This is a genomic window from Dietzia kunjamensis, assembly GCF_045689975.1.
GTDB classification, from domain to species: domain Bacteria; phylum Actinomycetota; class Actinomycetes; order Mycobacteriales; family Mycobacteriaceae; genus Dietzia; species Dietzia kunjamensis.
On the sequence record NZ_CP143297.1, the window covers coordinates 2190861 to 2209886 of the forward strand.

Genomic DNA, 19026 nt, shown 5'->3' on the forward strand with positions numbered 1-19026 from the left:
CTCCTTGGGGGAAGTTCGTGGGTTCGTGTGCGTGGCCGGCGCCGCTAGGCGGGCGCAGTCCGCTGGCCATTGTTCCACGTCGGTCCAGAGGGCGGGATGAGGCTGGGCCGGGGGCGCTCACCCAGCCCCCGCCTGGCCGGCCTTCGCCCCTCCCGGGTGGTGAGTCCCCTATGTACGCCGCCGGCCCGGAGGTGCGCCCGGTCTGGTCCATTCCGCGCGTACCTGCACTCAGGTCGCAGCAGCGCCCGCCCGACCCGCGGCCGGACCGCGAACTGCCGCCTTCCAGCACCGGTTGATTCGTATTACGATACTGCCTATGGAGCGGAAGATTCAGGGCAAGCCCGTCTCGGAGGAACAGCTCGACGCCTGGGTTGCCGAGGCCGAGGAGGGGTACGACCCCGCCTGGCTGAAGAAGCGGAAGGGTCGCCCGGCCCGAGCAGAACACGCGGCCCAAGTAGTTCCGGTCCGATTGACAGAAGCCGAACTCAAGGCGGTGATGGCCCGAGCGGATCGGGAGCACCTCAATCGATCAGAGGCGATTCGAAGCGCCCTCGCAGAGTGGGCCGCCGCCTCATGACCATTCGTCGATCCGCGCAATGAAAGCGCGCCGAACCTATCTCGACTTGATCGACTAGTTGTTGGGGTGCTGGTTGTGCCCGGATACCAACGGGCCCCGGCCAGAGTTCCGGCCGCGGCGGGTTGTCGTCGTCGTCATCGGACCCAAGCGCCGTCCACGCCACGCGGACTCACGCCGGCTCCCCACGCTCGCCCCGGCGGCTCGGCGGTCCGGCGGTCCGGCGGCCCGGCGGCCCGGCGGCCCGGCGGCCCGGCGGGATGCCCACCATCGGACGCCGTCGGTGACGTACCCGGCCCCTAGAGTGAGCCCGACCCCGCCAGGACCACCCAGGAGGACTCAGTGGACTCACCCGCCCTCATCACCGCCCGCAACCGGGGCGGCATCTGATGGCGGCCCGGTCCGCGCGCAAGGCAACCACCAAGCGCAAGACGAGCTCGCGCAAGGCCACGACCAGGAGCAAGCCCACCTCCCCCCGGGCGAAGCCGGCCAAGAGGCCCAGCGCGGCGCCGGCGGTTCCGTCGATCCCGGCCGGTCAGCGGGTGTGGCTGCTGGAGCTCCCGTGGGGAGGGCTCGGCGGCGGGATGCCGGCTGGGGTGACCTACTACAAGTCGCTCACCGCGCACGCCTTCGTCGGCACCACCCTGCCGAGCGCACTTGAGGCCTACGCCAGCAAGCCGTACTCCTACCTGCGGTGGCTCGAGGACGAACTCAACGGCAGCGAAGGCCCGGGCGCGACCGCCGCGTCGATGTCGCTTCGGCCGGAGCAACGCGCGGACGTGGACGCGATAGTCGCCGCCGCCGAGCGACAGTTCCGGCAGGTCCACCTGGCCAACGATGTGGGCACCGGCAAGACGCTGGTGGCGGTGGCCGCGGCGAAGGCCATCGCCGCAACGCGCGGTGCCCGCACGATCCTGGTGACGGTGGACCGGCCGGCGCGCATCACCATCCCGTCGTGGCGGCGCACCGTCGCGGCACTGGGCGACGACGATCTGCGGTGGATCATCATGTCCTCCGACAGCCTCGGCAAACTCATGGCCCGGAACGGGCGGCCGCGGCTCAAGGTCGACGTCGCGGTGATCGACGAGGCCCACCAGTTCCGGCACGCCAGCAAGCGGACCAGCTACATGCGTCGACTGACCCGCATGGACGGCCCGCCCGAGAAGGCCCCGTTCGTGCTGACGATCACCGCCACCCCGGGGCATCACCCGGGCGAGTGGGGCTACCTGTCGTCGCTGTACGCGCAGGTGCACGGCGATCCACCAGCCCGGTGGGCTGACTTCGGTGGGGCCCTGGCCGAGCGGGGCGTGCCCCTGGAGACCTCGTACGGCAAGTGGACGTGGACCGCGGAGGCCAAGGAGTCGCTGCAGACCCAGCAGGCCGCCATCAGCGACGTACGCGACATGCTGCTGCGGCACGATCCGCCGCTGATGCTCACCCGGTCTGCGCCGTGGGGGCCGCCGCCCTTCGACGTGGACCTGGTGGAGCTGACCCCGGACCAGTGGCGTGCCTACGAGCTGGAGTGGGGCGACTTCCAACGCGAGATGCAGCTGGCCCGGACGGGCAACAACGTCGCCCGCGGGCTGGCCGCACTGGTGAGGCTGCGTCAGAAGGCGTCGATGATCCGGGTCGAGCACACGGTCGCGGCGGCCAAGGCCGAACTCGAGCGCGGCTACCAAGTGCTGATCGCCACCGAGATGGTGTCCACGGCCGCGCACCCGGTGGCCGAGATGCTCGAGGCCGACGGGATCCCGGTCGCACGGATCTACGGCTCGAACCCGCAGGCCGAGTCCGAGCGGATGCGGTTCCAGCGGGGCGAGACGCCGGTGGTGGTGTTCAACACCCCCACTGCGATCAACCTGCAAGCGGGCGAGCAGTTCGCCGACGGCTCGTTCGCGACCGACACCCCGCGCAGGGGCTTCTTTCACCAGGCCCGCTACTCGGGGCTTCTGGCCGAGCAGACGATGGGCCGCGCACACCGGAACCATCAGATCTGCACCTGGTCGCTGCTGGCGGCGGCGGGCACGATCGAAGAACGAGCGGGGACGGTGATGTTGTCCCGTCTCATCGCCTCCGCGACCAGCACCGACGCGGACTCCTCGACCTTCTCCGAGGTGGCCCGGGTATTCGGTATCGACTGGATCCCCGCCGTCCGAGTGGCGGACGAGCTCGGTTAGGCGCGCTGACAGCCGGGCGCTGCTCCTGCGAACCGTAAGCCACGTGAGCACGGCTCTGTTCGAGCCGCAGAGTCCGTACTCCTCACCGGCAGGCCGCTGCGGCCGTGGATGTCGTCACCCTTCGCGGCGCGCGCACCACAACCGGCTTCGCAGTCCGCCACCTACCGACCTCACGCCCCGAACCACGCCCGGCTGAGCTCGGCGTACCGCCCGTCCGCCCGGAGCAGCTCGTCGTGCGTGCCGGATTCGACGACCCGGCCGTGGTCCATCACCAGGATCCTGTCGGCGGCCGCCGCCTGGCTCAGCCGGTGCGCCACCACCAGACCGGCCCGGTCGCGGAGCACCGCTGCGGCGGCCGCGTCGAGGCGGCGGGCGCCGGCGGACCCGGCCTCGGCCGTGGCCTCGTCGAGGATCACCACGTCCGGGTCGGCCAACTCGACGCGGGCCAGCGCGATCATCTGGCTCTGCATGGGGTCGAGCGCATGTCCGCCTTCACCGATGAGGGTGTCGATACCGTCGGGCAGGTCGTCGACCCAGTCCGCGCCGACGGTCTCCAGCGCGGCGCGCACCTCGGCGAGGCCGGCCTCGGGCCGGGGCGCGCGGACGTTCTCGACCACGGTGGTCGCGAAGGTGTGCACCTCTTGCGAGACCATCGTGACGTGCTGCCGCAGCTCCACCGGGTCGACGTCGGTCAGCGGGACCCCACCCAGTCGCGCACTCCCCCGCGTCGGAACCACCGAGCCGGCGGCGACCAGCGCGAGCGTGCTCTTGCCGGCGCCCGTGGATCCGACCACCGCGACCACCTCGCCCGGCGCGACCGTGAGGTCCACGTCGATCAGAGCGGGAGCGCCCTCTCCATAGGTGTGCGTGATGCCGGTGAGCTCGAGCGGGCCGGCCCCGGCGGCGGTGGAGTGCAGCGCGGCGGTGCGCTCGGGCACGGGCATGGTGATGACTCCGACCATCCGCACCAGCGAGGCTCCGGCGGACTGGACCTGATCGACCATGCCGACCAGTGCACCGATCGGGTTGAACAGCCGATGGAACAGCAACGCGGCGGTCGTCACGGCACCGGCGGTGATGGCGCCGGAGTCCACGAGGAAGAACCCCACGACCAGCAGCAGCCCGAGGACGGTGACCTCGGCGCGGTTGTTGCGGCTGAAGGCGCGGGTGACGAAGTGGAACACCTGGATGGACAGGTCCCGGGCGCGGGCGGACGCGGCGGTGATCCGCTCCAGCTCGGAGTCCTGGGCGTCGTAGGCGTGCAGGGTCCGGGACCCGGAGATCCCGCCGAGGAGACGGCTCGCCCGGGTGCCGAACGCGGCGCGCTCGGCGGCATAGATGGGGCCGGACCGGGGCAGGTACCAGCGCAGGGTCGTCCAGTACATGGGCAGGGCGAGCAGCCCCACCAGCCCGAGCCGCCAGTCGACCGTCGCGAGCCCGACCCCGGAGACGATCACCGTGAACGCCGACTGCAGGACGAGCGGGATCACGGCGGTCGCGGCCTGGCTGATCTCGCGGGCGTCTTCGGCGACGCGGGAGACGAGGTCACCGGTCTCGGTCGTCTCCATCTGCGCCGCGCCCAGGCGCAGGGAGCGGTCCATCACCATCTCGCGCAGACGGGCGACGGTCGGTTCGGTGAGCCGGGCGAGCCAGGCCTGGCCGGCCCAGGTGCAGCCGGCGCCCACGATGCCGGCCATGGCGATCGCGCCCGCGCCGATCCACACGGCGGTGTAGTCCTCGCTGCCGGGCAGGTCGTCGACGAGCCGGCCGATCACCCATGGCGCGACGAGGCCCGCCACGGATCCGATCAGCCCGGCCAGGCACACCAGCGCCAGGTATCCGCGCCGCTGCCGGAGCAGCGGCCACAGGACGGCCAGGGACTCGCGGCCCGTCGCCAGCGGCAGCGCGCCGGAGGACCCCGCCGCGCCCGAGCCGTCCGGGCCGTCCGCGGCGGTGGCGGTGGTGGTGTTCGTCATCCCGCGGGTCGCCCCCGTCTCGGTGGTGCTCATCGGTCGACCGCCGTCCGGTAGGAGGCCGACGCCTCGCGCAGCTCGAGGTGGGTGCCCGAGCGCGCCTCGCCGCTGCGGGGCAGGTGGACCACCCGATCGGCGGTCGCGAGGAACGGCGGCGACGTCGTGACGATCAGCGTGGCCTGCCGCGGCCGACTCGTCCGCAGTCGGCGGACGGCCTGGGCGATCTCCCACTCGGTGACGGCGTCGACAGCACTGGTCGGTTCGTGGAGCACCAGCACGTCCGGGTCCGCGTGAAGGGCGCGGGCGAGCGCGATCCGCTGCCGCTGACCGCCGGAGAGGTTCCGGCCGCCCTCCTGCACCACGTGGTCGAGCCCGTCGGGTAGGTGCTCGACGATCTCCGCGACGGCCGAGGCGCGCAGGACCTCACGGGTAATCGGGGTGGCGGCCTCGCCACCGGCACCGGACTCACCGAGCTCGTCGTCGTCCCCCGGGCCGCCATGTCCCAAACCGACGACCCCCGGGCCACCGAGCTCGTCGTCGTCCCCCGAGCCACCGTGCCGCATCGCGATGTTGGAACGGATGGTGCCGACGAACAGGTCCACGCGGTGCGGCGCGGCGACGAGATGCTCGGCGATGGCGGGTGCCAGGTGACTGCGTCGGTGCCCGCCCACCAGGACGGCGTCGGCCCCGTCGCCGTGCCCGGCGATCGCCAGCGTGACGGCGTTCGCGGCGGCGGGCTGATCGGCCACGAGCGCGACGACCTCCCCTTCGGCCACCTCCAGGTCGAGCGGGCGGCCGTCGGGCAGCGCCAGCCCGCGCACCTCCAACCGCACCCCCGCGGGGACCTCGTCGCCGGAGTCGTCGACCGGCGCCGACCCCAGCAGGTCGACGAGCCGCTGCGCCGCGCCGTGGGACCGGGCGGAGATCGACACCATCTGGGTGATCATCCGCACCGGCTCCTCAAAGAAGACGGCCACGCCCACCACGGAGACGAGCGTGCCGATCTCCATCTCCCCGGCCAGGACGCGGTACCCGGCGGCCAACAGGACCAGCGCCAGGACCACGGCCATGCCGAGCGAGCCGATGCCCTGCACGCGCCCCGTCCGCTCGGCGGTGACGATCCCCGCCGCGGCCGCCTCCTCGGACGCTGTGCGGTACTGCTCAGCGGCCCAGCGCTCCCCGCCGCCGGCCTTGAGCACGCGCAGGCCCGCCATGATGTCGGTCGCGCGGCTGCTCGCCCGCCCGATCGCGGCCTGCTGGGCGGTGCTGTGCCGGGAGATCGCGCGGCTGGGCAGGGCGACCAGCACCAGGCTGAGCGGGACGCCGATGAGCACGATGAGCCCGACCAGCCAGTCGGTCCACAACAGGTAGACCGAGATCCCCACGATGCTGATCACCGCCGACCCGCCCAGTGCGATCTGCCGGAAGACCAACGCCGCCACGTCGGCGTCGGCCGAGCACACCGAGAGCACGTCACCGGAGCTCGCACCGTCCATCGCGCGCCGCCGGGTCAGCGGCACCCGCGTCACCTCGACCCGCAGATCGTGCGCCTCCTCCTGCAGCGCCCGGTTGCTCATCCGGGCGCCGAACCGGTAGCCGAGGCTGAGCACGGTGAACAACGCGATGAGCCCGACGACCGACCACAGCAGGGCCCACCGGTCGAGCGGGATGATCGCGACGTCGACGATCACACCGATCGCGATGGGCACCAGGGCCTCACACAGCTGCCACAGGGTCATGAGCACCAGGCCGGGGACCACCAGGTGCCGGCGGCGCCGGACCGCGCGGAGCAGGAGCCCGTTGGCGGTGGTCGGCGCATCCGCCGTGGTCGGGGCGCCCGCGGACTGCCGGCGCGTCGACGTCGGTGCTGACATGGGTGTGGGACTCCCGCCGTTGGTGATCTCGCCTGCAAACTCGGCCGACTCAGCAGCGTAGTTCGCGGCGCGCCCACAGCGGCGCCCACACCTCACCTGTCGGATTGCGCCTCACCTGCGGGGCCCCGTAGGTCAGGCGCATCCCGATGGGTGAGGCAGCACGCAGCGTGGCGTCCCCTACTGCGCCCCCTCACGGCGCGGTTGTCCCCACCGAGTAGGCGGCGGCCGCGTCGCGCACGTCCATGACGTATTCGCGCGACGCGTTATAGGACAGCACGGCCCGCTGCCAGTTCTCGGCCTGAGAGAGGTCTCCCCCGTTCGTGCACAGCAGGCGCGCGGCGGACACGGCGGCGTCGTCGATCTGGTTCGGATCGGCGCGCCCGTCTCCGTTGGCGTCGACGCCGTACTTGCGCCACGATTCGGGGATGAACTGCATCGGCCCGACGGCCCGGTCGTTCTCGGTGTCGCCGTCCAGCTCGCCGCCGTCGGTGTCGGGGATGTCGGCGAAGCCGGGCGAGCCGTCGAGTTTGATGCCGATGATCGGCGGGAGCGCGTAGCCGTCGTCACTCAATGACGCCCCGCGGTACCGGCCGTGCCGCGTCTCCACGTGCCCGATCCCGGCGAGCGTCGTCCAGGCGAGGTTGCACTCGGGACGGGTCTGCCGCATGGTCTCGGCGGCGTTGCCGTAGGCAGCGAGTGCGGCGACAGGGATATTCATCGGCTCGTTGAGGCCCGCCGCCCACTCGCGCAGCTGGTCGGAGGTGCGGCCGGGCGCGTTGATGTCGACGCTCGGCACCGGGGCCCCGGCGGCGGGCGGGATGCCCGGGGGGATGGGCGTCGGCGCCTCGCGGGTGGGCCCGTAGGAACACGACGACGACAACACGGCAACGGCGACCAGGCCCGCGAGACTCGCGGTGGCGCGGGGGGTCAGGGTGGGCATTGCGCTCTAGTCTGCCCGAGCGGGGCCCGGCAGCGCGTCGGGGTATCCCCCGATTCCCGGCGGGCCGGCGCCTCGCGCGTCCGGGCAGCCGCGGGCGCCGAGGTAAGCGGCGGGCCCGCCGCGGTCAGCCGCGGGCGCCGAAGCCTCCGGCCAGCGTGGTGAGCTCGTCGAGCAGCGCGTCCCGGCTAATGGCGGGACGGTCCAGCACCCACCGCACGGCGATGTTCTCCACCGCCATGACGATCACCCACGCCCGGGCCGCCGGGTCCCCGCTCGTGACGCCGGCGGCCGCGAGGTAGACCGCCAGGAGTTCGCGGACCCGCTGCTCCAGGGCGTGCTGCGCCGCCCGGTGTCGTACCGCGGGCAGTTCCTCCCACATGATGCGCAGCAGTCCGGCGTCGGCCTCGAGCGCGGTGAGCAGGGCGTCGGCGATCGACCGGGCCGTCGCCGGGCTTTTCACGTCGACCGGGCCCGTGGCCGAGAGCGATGCCGCGACCCGGTCGGAGATCTCCGCCGACCACCGGTCCATGACCACCGCGACCAGCGCGGATTTGTCCGGGAAGTACTGGTACAGCGAGCCGGGGCTGACCTCCGCCTCGCCGGCGACGCGGTTGGTGGTGAACGACTCGTAGCCGTCGCGCACGAGCACAACGCGAGCAGCCTCCACGATCCGCTCCACCATCGCGCGGGATCTCGCCTGCTTGGGCACCTTTCTCATAGACGCGAATTGTATGCGAGTAATTACTCGCGTCATAGTCATGTCATGACCGTGACGCCCGAAAAGACAGCACCCGTGATGCCGTACCCCCAGCGCTTCCGCGAGGGCGAGGAGCGTGGCCGTCGCCTCGGACGCGCCCTCAAGTCCATCGCCGGCGTGGGCCACCTCGACGAGAAGCTCATGGACCGGATCGGTCGCGACTACTTCGAGCGCGACGATCTGGGCGATCAGCTCGCCCGCGCCATGCGGCTGCGGTCCGGCGAGCCCGGCGCGGTGACCCGCCGCCAGCTCGATGAGGCGCTGCACTCCGGCTCGGCCGGCCTGCCCGACGACGCGCCTCAGATCCTGCGGGACTACATCGCGCATCTCTCCGACACCCCGGACTGGGTCGACTGGGAGAAGATCGAGCGGGGACAGAAGGCCTACCTGCGGTTCGGCCAGAACGCCGCCGACATCCTGTTACAGCTGTCCCTCATCGGCGGCTACCGGTTCGGCGGCCCCACCGACCTGCTGGTGGCGACCGGCGGCCTGACCGGCGAGACGACGCTGCGTCGCCTGGCCGAGACCAGCCACTGGACCATGTCGCTGTCCATCCCGGACGGGCTGCGGCCGGGTGGTGAAGCGTGGCGACTGACCGGTCACGTGCGGGCCATGCACGCGGTGGTCAACAACGCCATGGAGCCGCGCTGGGACAGCCAGCGCTGGGGCCTGCCCATCAACCAGAGCGACCTGGCCTCGACCCTCGGCCTCTTCGACGCCGTGGTCCTGCTCGGCGTGCGCACCCTGGGCGTGCCGGTGAGCCGCAAGGACTCGGACGCGGTGATGCACATGTGGCGCTACGTCGGCTGGCTCATGGGCGTGGCCGACCACTACCTGGTCGAGGGTGAGCGCGAACGCCACCGCGTCAACTACCACATCCTGCTGTCCCAGGCCGGCATCTCCGAGGCCGGGCCGAAGCTCACGCAGGCACTGGTGGAGTCCCAACGACGCCGCCACCGCAGCGGACCGCTGCCCCGACTGCGCGCCCGGGTAGGGCACGAGCGGCTGCTGAGCATGCTCACCGTGCTGCTCGGCCCTGAATCGATGCGGGAGTTCGGCCTGCCGGTGCGCCCGCCGTGGGCTCACGCCTACCTGGTCCCGCTCAACACCCTGCGCTACCGCACGCCGTGGGGCCGGGCCCGGCTCGAGTCGTGGGGCGAGAAGGTCCGGGCCCGCGAGCGCAAGGAGACCTTCGGCGACTCCCGGCCCGACATCGGCCGCCCCGCCACCACCTGACGCCGGACTCCCCTCGAGGGGCCCGCCCCAGCCGATCCCTGCCGCTCCAGGCCGCGCCCCAGCCTGCGCCCCAGCCCGCCCTCCCGCCTGCCGAGCAGAGGATTTCGCGCGTATCGCCCGAGAGACGGGTGCACGAATTCCTCTTGTCGGCGGGCTATGGCGGCGAGGAGGCCAGACAGCCGCCTGGTGGCTCAACGTCAGTTCAGCGTGCGTTGTACAGTTCAGCGTATGCTGACGCGTGCCACCCGCCTCGACGTGATGCATCGGCTCGGCCGGGCGATGGCCGACCCCACCCGGTCCCGGATCCTGCTGTGCCTGCTCGAGGGGCCCCGGTACCCGGCCGACCTCGCCCGCGAACTCGAACTGACCCGGCCCAACGTCTCCAACCACCTCGGGTGCCTGCGGGACTGCGGGATCGCCGTGGCCGCGCCCGAGGGGCGGCAGATGCGCTACGAGATCGCCGACCCGCACCTCGAGGCCGCACTCACCGCGCTGCTCGACATCACACTCGCCGTGGACCGCGACGCCGGGTGCGTCGTCTCCGACTGCCCCACCTGCGGCGGTGCGCCCGCGGCGCGGAGCGCGTCATGACCTCCGCGTGCGGCTGCGAGGCACCGACGCCCGGCGAGCCCGAGGACCGGGACCGGCCGTGGTGGCGGGACCCGGCGGTCCTCATCCCGGCCGCGTCCGGCGTCGCGTTCGTCGCAGGCCTGGCCGCAGAGTGGTGGGGGGCAGAGTCGTCGGGGGCAGAGTGGTCGGGAGCCGGACCGGCCGGCCAGGCCCTGTTCTGGATCGGCCTGCTGCTCGGCGGGTCGACGTTCGCCCCGGCAGCGATCCGCGGGCTGCTCACCAGCGGCCGGCTCGGCATCGGGTTGCTCATGACCATCAGCGCCGTGGGCGCCGTGATCCTCGGCTACGTCGAGGAGGCCGCAGCCCTGGCCTTCCTCTACTCGATCGCCGAGGCGCTCGAGGACAAGGCGATGGACCGCGCCCGCTCCGGCCTGCGTTCCCTGCTGACGCTGGTCCCGGACACCGCCACCGTCCGCCAGGGGGCGCGCACCACCGAGATCCCCACCGCCGAGCTCCGTGTCGACGAGACGCTCGTCGTGGCCCCGGGCGAGCGCGTCGCCACCGACGGGATCGTGGCCCGCGGCCACAGCAGCGTCGACGCCTCCGCGGTCACGGGCGAGTCGATCCCCGTCGAGGTCGCACCGGGCGACCGCGTCCTCGCCGGTTCGATCAACACCTCGGGCCTGCTCGACCTCACCACCACCGCCCCGGGCACCGACAACACGCTCACCACGATCGTCGGCCTCGTCGAGCGCGCCCAGACCGAGAAGGGCGACCGGGCCCGCCTCGCCGACCGGATCGCCCGCCCGCTGATCCCCGGGGTGCTCGTGCTGGCCCTACTCGTCGCGGGCCTCGGCTCGCTGCTCGGCGACCCGGAGCTGTGGATCACCCGCGCGCTTATCGTCCTGGTCGCCGCCTCGCCCTGCGCCCTGGCGATCTCGGTGCCCGTCACCGTGGTCTCCGCGATCGGCGCGGCCAGCCGGTTCGGTGTCGTCGTGAAGTCCGGGGCGGCGTTCGAACGGCTCGGCACCATCCGTCACCTCGCGATGGACAAGACCGGGACCCTCACCCGCAACGAGCCGTCGGTCGTCCGCGTCCTCACCACCCCGGGCACCAGCGAGTCCGAGGTGTTGTCCCTGGCCGCCGCCGTCGAGCGCCACAGCACCCACCCGCTGGCCGCGGCGATCACCGCTGCTGCCAGTTCCGCTGCCCCGCCGCAGGACCCGGCAGTCCCGCGGGTCTCCGGGCCGGGAATCGCAGACGCCGAGCACGTCGAGGAGGCCGCCGGGCACGGGATCTGCGGCACCGTCGACGGACACCTCGTCACCGTGGGCTCACCACGCCGGCTCGCCGCCGGGGAGCTCACCGGGCAGATCACGACCCTGGAGCACGAGGGCATGACCGTGGTGGTGGTCCACCGCGACGGCCGCCCGATCGGCGCCATCGGCATCCGCGACGAACTGCGGCCGGAGGTCCTCGTCGTCGTCGCCACCCTGGCCGACCACCACATCGGCGTGAGCATGCTGACCGGCGACAACCCACGCACCGCGGCCGCTCTCGGCGCGCAAGCCGGCATCGGTGACATCCGCGCCGACCTCTCGCCCGCCGACAAGGCCGACGCGATCGCCGAGCTCGCCCGCACCCGGCCCACAGCGATGATCGGCGACGGCATCAACGACGCCCCGGCACTGGCCACCGCGGACGTCGGCATCGCGATGGGCGCGACCGGATCCGACGCCGCCATCGAGTCCGCGGACGTGGCCTTCACCGGCACCGACCTGCGCCTCCTCCCCCGGGCCCTCGCGCATGCCCGCCGGGGCAGCCGGATCATCAACCAGAACATCGTCCTCTCGCTGATCCTCATCACGACCCTGGTCCCACTGGCGATCACCGGGGTTCTCGGGCTCGCCGCGGTGGTCCTGGTCCACGAGATCGCCGAGGTCATCGTGATCCTCAACGGGCTGCGGGCGGCGCGGACGCCATCGATACCTGCGGTTACGGCGCCCGTGCGTGAGGCCCGAACGCCTCAGATCGTCAAATGAGCCGATAACGGCTAATTTGCAGATTTTAGGTGTTTTCACCTTATGTCGGCGGCGTGTGGCACGATCGCCTCATGTACGTGGTGACCATCGACCAACGCCACAGCCGCAGGAGCGCCGACCGGGTACCCGCCCTGATCGACGCACTGGCGGACATCCCGACCGCGGCCGCGTTCGAGCGCACGGCCGGAGACGAGGTCCAGGGCCTGCTCGACGGCCCTGCCGCGGTGCGGTCGGCGCTGCTCGTCGCCCTGCGCGAAGGTGACTGGCACTGCGGTGTCGGGGCGGGGGAGGTCGACGACGAGTCCTACTCCTCCGGGACCAGAGCCGGTCGCGGGGCCGCCTATCTCGCCGCTCGCGACGCCGTCGACGCCGCGAAGGGCCTCCCCGGCTCGGTGGCCATACGGGTGTCGGGCGACCCCGGATCGCGGGACGACCGCGGCTCGGCGACGGCGTGGGCCGCCGACTGCGAGGCGGTATGGGCATTGGTGGCGCCACTCGTGCTCGGACGCACCGACGCGCAGTGGCGGGTGGTGGACGCCGTCGACCGCTCCCCCACCCAGGTCGCCGCCGCCGAGGAGCTGGGCATCACGCCCGCCTCGGTCACCGGAGCGCTGCGGCTGTCGCAGATCCGCGAGGAGCGCGCCGCGTACCCGGTGCTCGACCGGCTACTCGCCGGCGCGCACGACGCGGCCGTGGGCGGGGCCGGCAGCCCGGCGAGCGGCCAGCGCGGGAAGGCCGCGGACGGCGGGCGCGGGAAGGCCGACCGATGAGCAGCTGGCCCGACTGGATCCTCGTCGCGATCGTCGTGGCGCTGAGCCTGATCGCCTCCGCCGCGCTCGGCTCGCCCATCGCGTCGCTCGTCCTGCGCTCGGCGCGGGTGCCAGAACCCCCGACCGTCGAGGTCAGCGGCGACACGCGGACCCCGGTGATGCGCCGCCGCGACGACCCCGCCCCGGCTGTCCGCGAGGTCCTGCGCGGGGGGATGTGGATCGGGATCCTCGAACGCGTCGGACTCACCGCGGCCATCCTCGCCGGCCGCTTCGAGCTCGCCGCGGTGGTCGTGGCCATCAAGGCCCTCGGCCGATACCCCGAGATCCGCGAGAACCCCGCGGTGAGCGAGCGGTTCATCATCGGCACGCTCGCCTCACTTCTCGTCGCCGCGGCGTGCGGGGCGCTCGGACTCGCGATTCTGCATACCCTGGGCTGAGCACGGTCCCGATCCCCGAGGAGAGGACACCCGCCATGACCCGCACGACGCTCTTGGTCTCCGCTGCCGTGACCGCGTCCGCGCTGGCCCTGACCGCCTGCGCCGGAGGCGGAGACGACACCGCGACCGCGACTGACCCGGCCGGCACCTCCGCCGACGCCAGCGCGGAGCCCGGCACGAACGCCCCGCCCGAACCCGGCGCCGACGCTCCCGCCGATGAAGGTGAGCGCTCGGCCGCCGACGTCATGTTCGTGCGGATGATGATCCCGCACCACGAGCAGGCGATCGAGATGAGCGACATCATCCTGGCCAAATCCGACATCCCCGCCGACATCACCGCCCTCGCCGAGAAGATCAAGGCCGAACAGGCTCCCGAGATCGATCAGATGACGGCCTGGCTCGACCAGTGGGGACAACCGCCCGGCCCGCGCGACGGCCACCGAGGTCACGGTGGCGGCGGCATGCCCGTGATGGGCAACGACATGTCGATGATGGACGGCATGCTCTCCGCCGACGAGCTCCAGCAGTTGTTCGACGCCGAGGGCACCGACGCCGCGCGTTTGTACCTGGAGCAGATGATCGCCCACCACGAGGGCGCCATCGACATGGCGCAGGGGGAGGTATCGGACGGTACCTATCAGCCGACCATCGACCTGGCCCGGTCCATCATCGACACCCAGCAGCAGGAGATAGCAACCATGCGTGAGATGCTCGCCGCGATGTGAGGCCTGACAGGCCACGTGGCACCCGGCAGCGTGATGCCCGACAGCGTGACACCCGACAAGGAGCCCGCCCAGTAATGACCACCACCCCTCGACTCCGTCGCCGGGCCCTGGCCGCGGCCCTCACCGCGAGCTGGCTCACCCTCACCGCCTGCGGCGCCACCCCACCCGGCCAGGCGGACCAGAGCCTCAGCGGGCAAAACCAGAGCGGGCAGAACCACAGCGGGCAGAACCAGAGCGAGTCGAGCCAGGCCGCGGCGACCGAGGTCCTCGACCGGTACGGCCTGACCGACATGGACGCCCGCGGGGTGATCGAGCGGCTCGACACCATGCCCGTCGCCGAGCGCCCCGACACCCTCCTCGCCTCGGTCCAGCCGACCGAGCTCGTCCTCACCGACACCGCCGCCGGCTCCATCGCGACCCTGCCGATGCCGGACGAGCAGTTCTACCTGTCCGTCGCGCCCTACGAGGACCAGACCCATGACTGTCTCTTCCACAGTCTGACGACCTGCCTCGGCGAGATGGCCGGCGAGCCCGTCGACATCACCGTGACCGACGAGACGGGGCGGACGGTCGTCGACGAGACCCGCACGGCCTACGACAACGGGTTCGTCGGCCTGTGGCTCCCCCGCGACCTCACCGGCACCCTCACCGTCGAGCACGACGGAAAGTCCTCGACAGTGCCGATCGCCACCGGCGACGACGACCTCACCTGTCTGACCACGGCGCACCTGACGTAAGAGCCCGACGCCGCACCCGACCCGCACCCGCCAGGAGCCCGCCCATGGTCACCGTCCGAACCGCCACGCGTGCCGACGCGCCCGCGATCGCCCGCATCCTCAGCGACGCGTTCCGCGACGACCCCGCATGGTCGGTCACGCTGCCCGAGGACGAGACCCGGCACACCAAACTCACCTCGTACTACCTCCGCCGGGTGCGGCGACACCCCCAGTGGGTCGACGTCGCGATGGACGACGGCCGCGTCGTCGGCGCCGTCCTGTGGCAGCCCCCTGCCGCGCCCGGCGCTCTGGGCACCGCCCGGCGAGCGATCTCCGGTGCGGCCCTGTGGACGCTGGGCCGGCTCCCCCTGGGCCGCGGCGCACGGCACACTCTCCAGATCGAGGCCTATCGGCCCACCGAACCGCACTGGTACATCCGCGACATCGGCACCGGTCCCCAGGCCCGCGGCAAGGGCGTCGGATCGGCACTGCTGGAGCACCGCCTGAGGGTCGTCGACCACTCCGCGAACCCGCTGGCGTTCCTCGAATCCACCACCCCGGCGAGCCGTCGCCTCTACGAGCGGTTCGGGTTCGAGGCGGTGGGCTCCGTGCCGACGCTTCCCGGTCAGTCCTCGACCGCCATGGTCCGTCGGCCCGTCGACAGCGCGGACCGGTCCGGCCGGCCCGACGGAGGCGCGGAGTAGACCCGCCGGGCGGCACCTCCTCCGCGCACGCGACGAACGCCTCAGTACGCTCACGGCTATGACGGCAGACTTCGTGACCCCCATCACAGACACCCTCGGCCGCGCGCGCCAGAACATCATCTACCGCTCCGGCGTCTCCGGGATCACCCCCGCGGTACCGACCGGCGCCGAGAAGCTCGAAACCGCCGCCCGCCGCGCGCTCCTGCGGCGGCCCGGCGGCAAAAAGGCCTGGGCCTACGTCTACGGAGGCGCCGGCTCGGGGCAGACGATGGCCGCCAACCGCGAGGCCTTCGACCGCCGGCGACTGGTGCCGCGCATGCTCCGCAACACCTCCCGGCGCGACATCTCCACCACGGTGCTCGGGCAGACGCTCCCCGCGCCCGTCCTGGTGGCCCCGATCGGCGCCGCCGGACTCATTCGTCGCGACGCCGACGTCATGGTCGGCCGGGCCGCCGCCCGGCGCGGACTGCCGTACATCTTCTCCTCGCAGGGCTCCTCGCCCATGGAGGCGACGGCCGCCGCGATGCAGGACAGCCCCCGCTGGTTCCAGCTGTACTGGAGCAGCGACGAGCAGCTGGTCGACAGCTTCATCGCCCGCGCCGAGGCGATCGACGCCGGCGCCCTGGTCGTCACCCTCGACACCACCACGCTGGGCTGGCGGCCGTGGGACCTCGACCTCGGTTCGCTGCCGTTCACCCGCGGCGTCGGGATAGCGCAGTACACCTCGGACCCGCGCTTCCGGCAGTTGGTCGCCGAGCGGGTCGACCGCGAGGCCGCGGCGGGTGCGGACGCGGACGCCGATGCCGATGCCGCTGCCGTCAAGGTCACCCCGCAGGCGGCGCTGACGCTGCTCGAGATGGCGCGCAACCACCCGGGCTCGACGCGGGAGAACCTGCGCGCCCCCGAGACCCGCGCCGCCGTGCAGACGTTCCTCGACACGTTCTCCAACCCGGCACTGAGCTGGGACCACCTGGCGACCCTGCGGGACCGGACGAGGCTGCCGATCGTCCTCAAGGGCGTCCTGCACCCCGACGACGCCCGGCAGGCGTTCGATGCCGGTGTCGACGCGGTCATGGTGTCCAACCACGGCGGTCGCCAGGTCGACGGGTCGATCGGCACCCTCGACGCCCTCGTGGCGATCCGCGAGGCGGTCGGCCCGGAGCCGACACTGCTGCTCGACTCCGGCATCCGCAACGGCACCGACGTCGTCAAGGCCATGGCGTGCGGCGCGAACGCGGTGACGATCGGCCGGCCCCACGTCTACGGCCTGGCCATCGCCGGCGAACACGGCGTCGGCGAGGTGCTCGACAACCTGCTCGCCGAGATCGACCTCACCATGTCGCTGAGCGGCGCCAGCTCGTGGGACGAGGTCGACGCCGCGCTCCTGGCCTGAGACTCGCGCCCGGTCCAAGGCTCGCTCTCGGCGTGGTCCGGGTTCAAGCATGAGAAGAGACCCCGGTAGGCGACTGCCAACCGGGGGCTCTGCTCTGCAACGGGCCAGCTCTGTGGCTGGCCAGCTCTGCAACGTGCCAGCTCTGTGCCGACCTAGATGATCGGGTCGCCTTCGCGCCTGGCCTCGGCGGCCTCCTTGACGAAGCCACGAACGAGGACGGCGAGAACGCCGGCCACGATGACGGGCCAGATCAGGACGTAGATCGTGAGAAGGATCGGTGTCATTGTCAGCTGCCTTCCTTCCTAGACGCGGACGAGGTCGTCGTCGTCGTCATCGGTTCGGACGTTCTGGTCGCGGCCGTCGTCGTCGGACTGCGCCTCAAGGGCCTCCGCCGACTCCGCCGTGTCGTAGTCGGCGGTGCGGGCGGCGATCTTGGCGAAGTCGAAGTCCATCGAGCTACGGAAGGACATCGCGGCACAGACGATCGTGCTCACCGCGTACGCCACGAGCGAGGCGGTCAGGGTGTCGTAGTCACGCAGGAAGCCGAAGATGAACGGCGCACTGCCCAGGGCTGCTATCGCGCCGACGACCAGCGCCGGGCGCAGGCCGAAGAACCCGAAGACCATCAGCCCGAGCACCACGCCCACGCCGACCACCGCCAGCGCCTCGATGCCGTACGCGAGCACGCCGCTGTCCGGGATGGCACCGAAACGAGTCGGCAGGAACACCGCGAGCGCCGCGAGCACGGACACGGTGAAGGCCATGTTGGTGACCTTCTTCCAGTAGAAGCTCGCGATCACCGGGAACACCAGGGCACCCCACAGAGCACCCACGAAGACCAGCAGGTCCAAAATGTTGAACCGGATGTTGGCGAACACCAGGGCCGCAGCGGTGGCGAGGACCATCGTGAGCCGGCCCACGATGAGCATCGTGCGCGGATTGGGGACCTTGCCCTTGCTGCGCAGGCTCTGTCCGTAGACGTCGGTCATGGCGATCGACGACATGGCCGACAGGTCGGAGTCCGCGGTCGACGAGAGCGACCCGATGATCATGATGAAGAACACCGCGACCAGGACGCCCGGCAGGTACTCAGCGGCCACCTGCGGCAGGATGTTGTTGGGGTCGCCGTCCACGGGATCGATACCCGCGTACAGGGCGAGCACGCCCACCATGCCGATGCCGATGATCGTGGCGCCGTAGCCGATCGTCGCCGTGATGAAGGTCGGCTTGATCAGGTCCTCGCGCACCGCGAACAGGCGCTGGGCGATGGTCTGGTTGCCGATCGCGTAAGCCAGCACGGCCGCGATGTAGGGCGCGCCCTGGTTGAGGAACGCGTCCGAGGAGAAGAAGTTGCTCTGCTGCGGGGTCAGGTTGGCCGCACCGCTCGAGAACACCTCGACACCGCCGAGGAAGAAGAACATCGACGGCACGATGATGATGACCGCGCCGAGCATGGCCAGCACCTGGGCGAAGTCCGTGAGCACCGAGGCGCGGAAGCCGGACCACAGTGTGTAGAGCAGCACACCGGCGGCGATCACGATGATGCCCTGCATGAAGCTGAACGGGCTGAGCATGGCGATCAGGGCGCCACCGGCGATGAAGTTCGACGTCAGCGAGATGACCGAGCCCAGGATGTTGGAGCCGGCCAGCATCAGCTGGGAGGAGCGCCCGTGGCGCGCGAACATGACCTCGGCCAGGGTGTGAGCCTGGGGCGCGACCTTACGGATGCGTCGACCGAAGGGGTAGATGAACAGGATCATCAGGGCACCCCAGAGCCCGTAGTGGATCGGTCCCGACACACCGTAGAGGTAGCCGGAGTTGACCGAGGCGTACATCGACGAGGCCCAGATCCAGGTGGCCGTCATCGACGCCGCCGAGATGCCGAATCCGATCCGGTGACCGGCCGTCATGTAGTTGTCAGCGTTCTCGTCCTTGCGCGCGATCCGCATGGACATGACCATGGTGCCGCCGTAGAACAGCAGCAGTAGCAATACAAGCGCAGTCGCACTCAGCGCGGGAGAGCCGAGCAAATCCATATCTGCCTTTCTCTCTTTTATTGTCAGAACAACGGGCCCAGCATAGAGAACCCTGACGGGAAACTGAGAATCGCCAAGGTGAGAGGCGTTGTCGAGAGGTCC

General features: G+C 71.6%; 17 protein-coding genes. 11 read left to right on the plus strand and 6 right to left on the minus strand.

Features of this window, described 5'->3' with window-relative positions; genetic code table 11:
• Nucleotides 1-316: 316 nt before the first annotated feature.
• Together VZF99_RS10185 and VZF99_RS10190 are read left to right on the plus strand one after the other, a co-directional pair.
• Entirely contained in the window at nucleotides 317-577 is a 261-nt protein-coding gene (locus tag VZF99_RS10185; RefSeq protein ID WP_407334690.1) for a ribbon-helix-helix protein, CopG family, read from the plus strand.
• Nucleotides 578-963: 386 nt separating this feature from the next.
• The gene (locus tag VZF99_RS10190) at nucleotides 964-2751 is read left to right on the plus strand and encodes a DEAD/DEAH box helicase family protein (protein WP_407334691.1); all 1788 of its coding nucleotides are present in this window, start codon (nucleotides 964-966) and stop codon (nucleotides 2749-2751) included.
• A 170-nt stretch (nucleotides 2752-2921) separates the two neighbouring features.
• Here VZF99_RS10190 and VZF99_RS10195 read toward each other — a convergent pair whose 3' ends face one another.
• From VZF99_RS10195 to VZF99_RS10210, 4 genes are all read right to left on the minus strand, one after another.
• On the minus strand, nucleotides 2922-4760 hold the full coding sequence (locus VZF99_RS10195; RefSeq protein WP_407334692.1) for an ABC transporter ATP-binding protein: 1839 nt from the start codon (nucleotides 4758-4760) through the stop codon (nucleotides 2922-2924).
• On the minus strand, nucleotides 4757-6598 hold the full coding sequence (locus VZF99_RS10200) for an ABC transporter ATP-binding protein (RefSeq protein ID WP_407334693.1): 1842 nt from the start codon (nucleotides 6596-6598) through the stop codon (nucleotides 4757-4759). Before VZF99_RS10200 ends, VZF99_RS10195 begins: the two co-directional genes overlap by 4 nt.
• Before the next feature lie 190 nt (nucleotides 6599-6788).
• Nucleotides 6789-7538, minus strand: a complete 750-nt coding sequence (locus VZF99_RS10205; protein WP_096907146.1) for a lytic transglycosylase domain-containing protein — start codon at nucleotides 7536-7538, stop codon at nucleotides 6789-6791.
• A gap of 124 nt (nucleotides 7539-7662) precedes the next feature.
• Nucleotides 7663-8256 carry a TetR/AcrR family transcriptional regulator gene (locus VZF99_RS10210; protein ID WP_407334694.1) on the minus strand — a complete coding sequence of 198 codons (594 nt, stop codon included), beginning with the start codon at nucleotides 8254-8256 and terminating at the stop codon, nucleotides 7663-7665.
• 45 nt (nucleotides 8257-8301) lie between these two features.
• On the opposite strand from VZF99_RS10210, the gene VZF99_RS10215 reads away from it, so the two are divergent.
• The 9 genes from VZF99_RS10215 (at nucleotide 8302) to VZF99_RS10255 (ending at nucleotide 16888) form a co-directional block, all read left to right on the plus strand.
• Nucleotides 8302-9531, plus strand: coding sequence for an oxygenase MpaB family protein (locus tag VZF99_RS10215; protein ID WP_407334695.1), 1230 nt, complete (start codon nucleotides 8302-8304; stop codon nucleotides 9529-9531).
• Between the two features lie 228 nt (nucleotides 9532-9759).
• On the plus strand, nucleotides 9760-10122 hold the full coding sequence (locus tag VZF99_RS10220; protein WP_407334696.1) for an ArsR/SmtB family transcription factor: 363 nt from the start codon (nucleotides 9760-9762) through the stop codon (nucleotides 10120-10122).
• Complete coding sequence (locus tag VZF99_RS10225) at nucleotides 10119-12143, plus strand: heavy metal translocating P-type ATPase (RefSeq protein WP_407334697.1); 2025 nt, start codon at nucleotides 10119-10121, stop codon at nucleotides 12141-12143. The genes VZF99_RS10220 and VZF99_RS10225 overlap by 4 nt, the downstream gene beginning before the upstream one ends.
• A 53-nt stretch (nucleotides 12144-12196) precedes the next feature.
• On the plus strand, nucleotides 12197-12913 hold the full coding sequence (locus VZF99_RS10230) for a hypothetical protein (protein WP_407334698.1): 717 nt from the start codon (nucleotides 12197-12199) through the stop codon (nucleotides 12911-12913).
• Nucleotides 12910-13350: a hypothetical protein gene (locus VZF99_RS10235; RefSeq protein ID WP_407334699.1), complete on the plus strand. Its 441-nt coding sequence runs from the start codon at nucleotides 12910-12912 to the stop codon at nucleotides 13348-13350. Before VZF99_RS10230 ends, VZF99_RS10235 begins: the two co-directional genes overlap by 4 nt.
• 35 nt (nucleotides 13351-13385) lie before the next feature.
• Nucleotides 13386-14075, plus strand: a complete 690-nt coding sequence (locus tag VZF99_RS10240; RefSeq protein ID WP_407334700.1) for a DUF305 domain-containing protein — start codon at nucleotides 13386-13388, stop codon at nucleotides 14073-14075.
• A gap of 74 nt (nucleotides 14076-14149) precedes the next feature.
• A complete protein-coding gene (locus tag VZF99_RS10245) occupies nucleotides 14150-14812 on the plus strand; it encodes a CueP family metal-binding protein (RefSeq protein ID WP_182646352.1) in 663 nt (220 codons plus the stop codon).
• A gap of 44 nt (nucleotides 14813-14856) precedes the next feature.
• Entirely contained in the window at nucleotides 14857-15495 is a 639-nt protein-coding gene (locus tag VZF99_RS10250; RefSeq protein WP_120283877.1) for a GNAT family N-acetyltransferase, read from the plus strand.
• A 58-nt stretch (nucleotides 15496-15553) separates the two neighbouring features.
• On the plus strand, nucleotides 15554-16888 hold the full coding sequence (locus tag VZF99_RS10255) for an alpha-hydroxy-acid oxidizing protein (protein WP_407334701.1): 1335 nt from the start codon (nucleotides 15554-15556) through the stop codon (nucleotides 16886-16888).
• Between the two features lie 152 nt (nucleotides 16889-17040).
• On the opposite strand, the gene VZF99_RS10260 is transcribed toward VZF99_RS10255, so the two are convergent.
• Together VZF99_RS10260 and VZF99_RS10265 are read right to left on the minus strand one after the other, a co-directional pair.
• Complete coding sequence (locus tag VZF99_RS10260; protein ID WP_096907137.1) at nucleotides 17041-17172, minus strand: putative transporter small subunit; 132 nt, start codon at nucleotides 17170-17172, stop codon at nucleotides 17041-17043.
• A gap of 18 nt (nucleotides 17173-17190) precedes the next feature.
• A complete protein-coding gene (locus VZF99_RS10265) occupies nucleotides 17191-18924 on the minus strand; it encodes a sodium:solute symporter family protein (RefSeq protein ID WP_119192143.1) in 1734 nt (577 codons plus the stop codon).
• Nucleotides 18925-19026: the final 102 nt, after the last annotated feature.